Here is a 7,056-nt window from a genome sequence, read left to right on the forward strand (position 1 = left end):
TCACGCGCTGATTGAAGCCATCGAAGCGCACGCCCGTCGCGTCGGACCTGGACGAGGTTACGGATAGGTAGCCTTCGTTAACCAGGCCGTCACCGGCCGTGCCGTTGCCTACACCGGACGCCTGCCCGTCGGCGGTGACGACGATAGCGCCGCGGTTGATGATGCTAGGGCCGCCGCTGGGGCTGGATAAGATCCCGAACGCCGCCGCCCCAGTGACAGTGTTGGTGACCTCCAATCGGCCGCCGACCTCGATCGACACCAGGCCCTGTCCGGCGCTGCCCGACGCTCCAAGGGCGCTTTCATCGCCGCCCGCCGCCGCCGTTCGGACGACCTCGACGTGGCCTGCGATCCGCAGAGACGCAGAGTTACCGAGCTGAAATCCGGGCTGATTGGTGAACCGTAGCCAATCCGAAGCGGCGACCTGGAACTCGGTCGGGACGATGACAGTCTGAGTTTCAGTAGGCAGGAAATCCGCTCCGAACTGACACGCGAAGCGCAGCCATGGCAGGCACGAGAACATGCTCCCCCCGCCGCGAAGTCAAGGGCTGCGACGAGACTTCACGCCGCGTTCAGGCGCTGATGCGCTCTGAGATGGTGAAGCGCGGCGTCAGCTGGCCCGCGTTCGGGCCACATGCTCGCGCCGTGTCGCCGAGCATCCCAGAGCTGATGAGAGACCGCAGGATGGCCGACAGGGCCTGGTCGGGAAGACGGGTCAAGGATCGGAAAAGCGGCAGCCGCCGCAGGGCCCCGGCAGGGTCAATCAGGTCGACCCGGCGAGAAAGGGAGTGTGCCGTCTGCGGGACGATCACCACGCCCAGACTGTCGGCCCCGCGCCGCAAGGCGGGCTTTCGGGAGAGTTGATCAACCGAGCCTGAGCGCGCACGTCCACGCGACGATCACCGCGCCCTCGTACACGCCCAGTGGCTCGCCGCTGGTCCGCGACGGGTCGGCCGCCACGCCGATGCGGTAGCCGTCGGCCACGTCGGAGAGGCCGGCTGGGATGTAGCTGGAGCGCATCTGCCCAGCCAAACCTAGGACGCGGACGAAGCCATCTGGCGTGGCTCCCAGGGCCTCCAGCGTGAAGGCCACATCCATGGCGCCGCGGGCGGCCCAGTCGGTACGCGGGCCGATCCAGTCTTGCATCCGCTGGTCCCGTCGTTCGAACTCGGCCGCGCTTTCGTGCACGGGCCCGCGCGGCATCAGCGGCCCTCGCCTTGGAAGAGATTCTCCGGGCCCGGCGTCCAGTCGCTCCACCACACGGGATCGCCGGGACCTGGATCATCCAGTCATCCGTCAAGATGCCAGTGAGGTGCGGGCGGTTGTCGTTGGCTGGCTCCCTGGCGCGAGCGAACGCGGAGCGGCCGTAGGAAGCCAACTGACGCGTCGCAGGGCTACCTGCCGCGCCAGGCTCGCGACGGCTCCTAATGCCGCCGCGGCCACCGGATCACGAAAAGCCAGATCACCACGAAGGCCCCGACAATCCAGTAGCGGACTCCGGCGTCACGTCCACCAGGGTCACGGTGCCGACGAACGCGGAGGCTTGCTCGGTGGCGCTCTCGTTCGTGGCGCGACGAACTCGGAACCGGCTCAACGGACCACGGGGAGAAGGAGGAAGCGCCGCGGTCGGAGAGGAAGACGACCTCAAGGTTGGCGGTCGCTATTTTGTTGCCGCATGTCGCGGCATGTTGATCATGTCAAAGGGCGGTTTAGGTCACGCCGTCACTGGCTACTACGTGGAACTATGCTGTCGATCCGGCATGGTCGTGAACTTGAGAACGCGGGCGCAATGATCAACGGGTGCTACATCAACGGCTACCTGGAACGTCCGCATCTACACCGAGGCCGGTATTTTGCACGTGAGCCGCTGCTTGATCACCGACAACGGCAACACCCGTAGCTCCCCCACGCCCTACGGGATCATGATCGCGGCAGGGACCGCACATGTGGTAGGCAACCATCGGCAAGAAAGAAGCGGAAGCCAGACCGGGCATTGTCGTGGCCGGCAGTGCGCTTCATCCGCTGAAGGCGCCAGCCAAACATTATGAACCTTTCGGAACAACGCCTGCAGCCACAACTCCGCAGACACTTCGCTTTGGGCATAACGTGCGGACCACAGGTCGTGCCGTCCCTCAGTAGGCAGGACACCTGATTCGGGCGTCGATGACCACAGCATCGCCTCGCGCACCTGACCGACGATCCGTGATGCTGGCGACTATGCTGGCCGGCGCGGCGCTGGGCCTCTGCTTCTTCGCATGGCTGCTTGGCCTCGATCTATTGCAACCGAATGCCCCGCTTTGGCGCAACCCGACAAACGATCTTGCAACCATGGTTGCAGGGTTCGAAGCGGTGCTGCGGGAGCCCTGGAGTCTCCACCCAACGGTCACCAGCCGGCTCACGGGACAGCCTGTCTCGATCGTCTACACAGACAGCATTCCGTGGATCGCGCTCCTATTAAAGGTGCTCGGCCTGGGCGGCGCGATCAACAACGTCGCCTTCTTCCTCCTACTCACGTTCGTGATGCAGCCTGTGGGCATGATGGCGCTCTTGCGCGCCGGTGGCGTGACGCGCCCGACCAGCCTTGTGGCTGGTGCACTCCTAGCTCTGCTACTTCCGGCATGGCTGATACGTTTCCCTCATGTGGCGCTCAGCGGCCACTGGATCATTCTCCTGGCGCTGGCGCTCGGCGTTTCCGTGATCCGCCAAGGTCTGACGCCGAGGCGCGCCGCAGGCTTCGTTGCGCTCGGAGCCTTCGTCACAGGAATCCACGCCTACCACCTGGTGCCGCTCGCAGCCTGCCTGGCCGGCGCCTTGGGTGGAGAACTCATCAAACACGGCGCCGCTGCTTGGAAGCGGGTCATTCTCACAGGAGCGGCCACCACCGCTGCGGTACTGCTCTCTGCCTGGCTGCTTGCCTATGGTGTCGGCCAGGGTGCGCTCGGCGGCGCCAGCGAGTTCGGCAAGCTGTCGATGAATCTCCTCGGTCCGAGCATGCCGCAGGCGAGCGCGCTGGCAGGTCAGACTTGGAATGGGAACTGGTTCACCGGCACGGTCGACCCCAATGGCGGCCAGTGGTTCGAGGGCTTCAATTACCTCGGCGGTGGCGTCCTCCTGCTGGTCATCGCAGCGGCGCCCCTGCTGCTTGAACGATCTGGAACGCGCTTGCGCGACCGAAGCCGGATCGCGTTCGCGCCCATAGCCTTTGCTCTGCTCGTCCTAGCGCTATGGGCGGTCGGCCCGACCGCCTATCTGGGACCGAAGCTCCTGTTGGACCTGCCGAAGCCCGATTGGCTTGCCCCGCTGGGTGCGTTTAGGGCACATGGCCGCTTCTTCTGGGCCGTTGCCTATGCGGTAATCGCGTGCACCGTCATTGTGATCGACCGCCTCGCTTCACGGCGAACGACCGTCGTCTTGCTGATGGCGGCCGTGGCCCTCCAACTCTTCGATACGGGGCCGGTACAGACGGCGACCCGCAGCATTTTCGATCTGCCTGCGCGATCACCTCTGCCGGCCTCGTTCGAATCGGAACCGTCGCTGCGGCGGCGACCGTGGATGATCACGCCGACGTTCTATTGCACCGGTCCGGTCTTGGACCGGATTGCCATCGGCCAGATCGTTCTGGCCGCGATACGACTCGACGGGACCTCGAACACGGCTGTGACTGCCCGGCCTCCCGGTACGCCCTGCACCCTGCCCGTGGATATTGGAACGACGGCGGGCCCAGGGGACAAACGGATCACGGTTGTGCTCAACGATGGCAAGGCCTTCGGCGGCAACCTCGCGCCGCTTGTTGGGCGGAACGACTGCTACAGCTTCCAACACGGCGTGATCTGCGGGCGAGACCTTGATCGCGTTTCCGGCATCGCTCCGCTGGATGCCCGCAAGCTGGGCGATCACTCGCCACTGCAGAAGCTCGTTTTCAATGGCGGCGCCACCACCTCGATGCTGACCGCAGGTTGGGCAACGCCCGCGACCTCAGGCGTTTGGTCACTCGGCGTGCCTGCGACCTTGACGATCCCGACGGCTGGTCTGCCCACTGACCGCGACCTCCTGTTCGAGTTCCAGGTTATGAGCTTCGCGCCTCCACCGCGGACCGGGCAGACGGTGCAGGTCTTCGTCAACGGCGACCGCGTGGCGACCTGGGCCGTTGCCGCCGCGATCTATCGAGCGAACACACTCACCGTTCGGCTATCAGCGAACAACGCCGGCCAACGTCTTCGGATCACGTTCGTGACGCCCGACGCGACCGCGATCGCACGGTCTGGAGAGGTGCCTCTGGGGATCGGCCTACAGAAGCTCACGATTTTCGAATGAACGCCGCCGCGGCCAACACTTGCGGGCCGACGATCCTCGCGTCTATGGATGCGGGTGTCGCCCTGCGTCGGTCCATGCCGTCGATCCCGCACATGGGCAACGTGTCGGCCGGCGCTTGGCCAATTTTCCGGCGTGCGCAGTTGTGCGGGGTCAACGCGTCGCGCTGCCGATCAGTCTTCCTCGAACCGAGGCCTTTGCATGCGTGCGAAAGCGTTCGAGGAAGCCCCTATGATCTGTGATGCCACTGACGCAATCCGGCGTTGAGGGTGCAGCTTTAAAGGAATGCAGTCGCCAGGTGTCCGCTTGGGGGCCCTTAGCAGACCGCCCGGCGTCAATGGGCTAACAACTCACTTTGCGCAGATGTTTATGCATCCGGAAGGAGATCTGCACTACTGGACAGTAGCTGGTCTCGCGACCGCGGGGCTCTCAGTCCGACTGATACTCTCGGGGGTGTAGTCCACATCACTGACGCTTCAAGCGGTGCGGAATACCATGCAGCTCTCATCAGAGGAGAACCGGGAGTCCTCCGGCTGACGCAGCTCGCGATGACCGGCACAAATGACCCTAAGGAGGCAGACGTCGCCAAAAAGCGATTGCGAGGTCAGCTTTCGCGCACTCCAGAGTATTCAGGGCCCCCGTGGTCGCCACGCAGAACATGGTCTTGATCACGTCTACCTTGGCGCACGTCTTGGGCCGAAGCGGCAGGACGATTGGCAGAGCACGCTGGCCGGCTATGCGGCGTTCTCCGACCTGAAGGCGTGTGCGGTCAACGCCAAGCTCTCGAAGCCCGGTCCAAGTGGGTCCCGCATAATAGCGCCCGCCTTTCCTCTTCATCGCGGCTACGTCGGCAAGAGCCTTGCGGGATAACTTCCCCCCGCAGCACCCGTAGACGGGTAATCTGACGCCCAGCCGTATCACCGGGCGACCCCCGCGGCGATTGTGCTGTCCCTCGTTTTGCCGCGTCTCTAGCTACCGCCGAGTTCGAGCATGAACGAAGGTCACGGATAGCAGGGCGATCAAGTGGGTGGCGTGTCCGAGTGACCCGCAAAGGGCTTTAAGTGAGCTTCCACGCGGATGTCTTCTATGCCTGATGCCTTTAGGCAAACTTGGACCCCAGCGGCGAGCATCTCAGCGCTTGCCCGGTCCAGACCTGACCCCGCAGGGCGGCTAGCCAGCCCATTTCCCCCCTTCCTTCGCTGCTGAAGCTCTTCCTTCATCCAGTTGCTGCATTCAATTGCTTTTCCATAAGACGTCGAAGGCGAATTTACCTGTCTTGAAACAAAGAAGATCGAGTAATCGCGCGATGATGTCTGTGCTTGGGCGGGCGACATAACCCCTGCCCACAGTACGATCATGACCAAAAGACGAATCGGCATCTTGATACTCCCCTGCCTCCTATCCTGCTCGCATAGGGCGGGCCTGTCTGCCTCATCTGTTGCCACAGGTCGGCGCGCCGGGCTTGCCATTCACTACCGCGGGCCTTGCCTGCCGAAACTCCAGCCAGTCCCCATGAAGGCGATGGCGCTCCGGCAGGGCTCTTCCATGCCAGCGACGGGGCCATTGCCGCGCCGCTTGTCAGCCTTCGCGATCAGGTGCGGTCGCTGGCGTCCCAGCCAGCACCGTTCGCTGCGAGGCTAGTCTCTGCCGAGGTCGCGCCACGGGACACGCCCGAACACGCCGCCGTCAGCACGGTGAACTCGAGGGCGGGGGCCCCATGCCGCCACCCACCTTCCGTACGTGCTCCATCAGGATGCCCGTGGCCTCCACCGGAAGCGTCAGCAACTGCCCGCGTGGCGCAGTGTGGGCGTCAGAGGTTCAACGGACGTCGACGTTCGGTTCGCCTTTAGCACGTCCTTAATAGGTGACGGGCAGCGGTTGCGAACCAGGACCCCGGCTGCTCTGCTCGCGCTGGAATCGGAACACCGGGCGGTGACGCTATCACTTCGCGCTGGGGGGATTCGAGGCTAGCCTTTAGATTCCGATGAACGAGGAACAACAGCGGTTGGCAGGGACAGGGCGACCCGCGACGAGCCGGAGGCAGACGATCGGATTGCGCGTTCAGCCGAGCGAGCTCGCCGCACTCGACGCCTGGATTGGTCAACAGCAAGATCCGAAACCAAGCCGTCCGGCCGCCATCCGGGCGATGGTGCGGGCGGCGCTGCTGATCTCGGACCGTCGTACTGACGAAGACAGGGCGCTCACTGCCCTAACACTCGCTCCGGTAAGTCCCGCATTCAACCGTCTCCTCAGCGCGCTACGCGTCGAGGGCGATGACGCCAACGACGCGCGACTTGTGGAAGCCCTAAAGGCGATCTTCGTCGATGGGCTCAATGCGGAAGAGGCTCTGCTCTTCGAGCGTGAGTTGGACGATCTGGTGGAGGCGGACGGGCTCGCCAAGGACCGCCAGAAGACCAACGCCCCCACAGGATGACGGCCGACGTGCGGCCGTCGCTGTTCCCACAGTTCCGCCGAAGGGCCTTCCAACTCGCTCTGCATACCGCGCCTCTTCCACAGGATCAGGCTTCGAAATAGGGAGGCGCGAGGTCGCATCCCGCCGTTCGGCCTCAGGTCCGCCTGTCGTAGGCGTTCGCTATCACCGCGCGGGGCCGGCGCCGCGCTCGCGAAGAGCGCTGTTCGCCATGAGGGCGCGCTCAGCGTCAGGGAGAGGGCGCCCGGCACATGAACGACGATGGTCCTGCGTGAAGCCTCACGCGGCGTGACGTCTCGAGCCAGCTCTGCGGCGCG

At 64.5% G+C, this 7,056-nt stretch carries 4 protein-coding genes; 2 read left to right on the forward strand and 2 right to left on the reverse strand.

What is annotated here, in order from left to right:
* Together QZV94_RS21240 and QZV94_RS21245 are read right to left on the reverse strand one after the other, a co-directional pair.
* Positions 1-520, reverse strand: a 520-nt coding sequence (locus QZV94_RS21240) for a hypothetical protein (RefSeq protein WP_293681623.1), incomplete at its 3' end; no start/stop codon positions are given.
* Positions 521-861: 341 nt separating this feature from the next.
* Positions 862-1,200 carry a hypothetical protein gene (locus QZV94_RS21245; RefSeq protein ID WP_293681626.1) on the reverse strand — a complete coding sequence of 113 codons (339 nt, stop codon included), beginning with the start codon at positions 1,198-1,200 and terminating at the stop codon, positions 862-864.
* A gap of 999 nt (positions 1,201-2,199) precedes the next feature.
* Here QZV94_RS21245 and QZV94_RS21250 point away from each other — a divergent pair.
* Positions 2,200-4,311, forward strand: coding sequence for a hypothetical protein (locus tag QZV94_RS21250; protein ID WP_293681629.1), 2,112 nt, complete (start codon positions 2,200-2,202; stop codon positions 4,309-4,311).
* Positions 4,312-6,292: 1,981 nt separating this feature from the next.
* A complete protein-coding gene (locus tag QZV94_RS21255; RefSeq protein WP_293681632.1) occupies positions 6,293-6,742 on the forward strand; it encodes a hypothetical protein in 450 nt (149 codons plus the stop codon).
* Positions 6,743-7,056: the final 314 nt, after the last annotated feature.

Source organism: uncultured Phenylobacterium sp. (assembly GCF_902826855.1).
GTDB lineage: Bacteria > Pseudomonadota > Alphaproteobacteria > Caulobacterales > Caulobacteraceae > Phenylobacterium.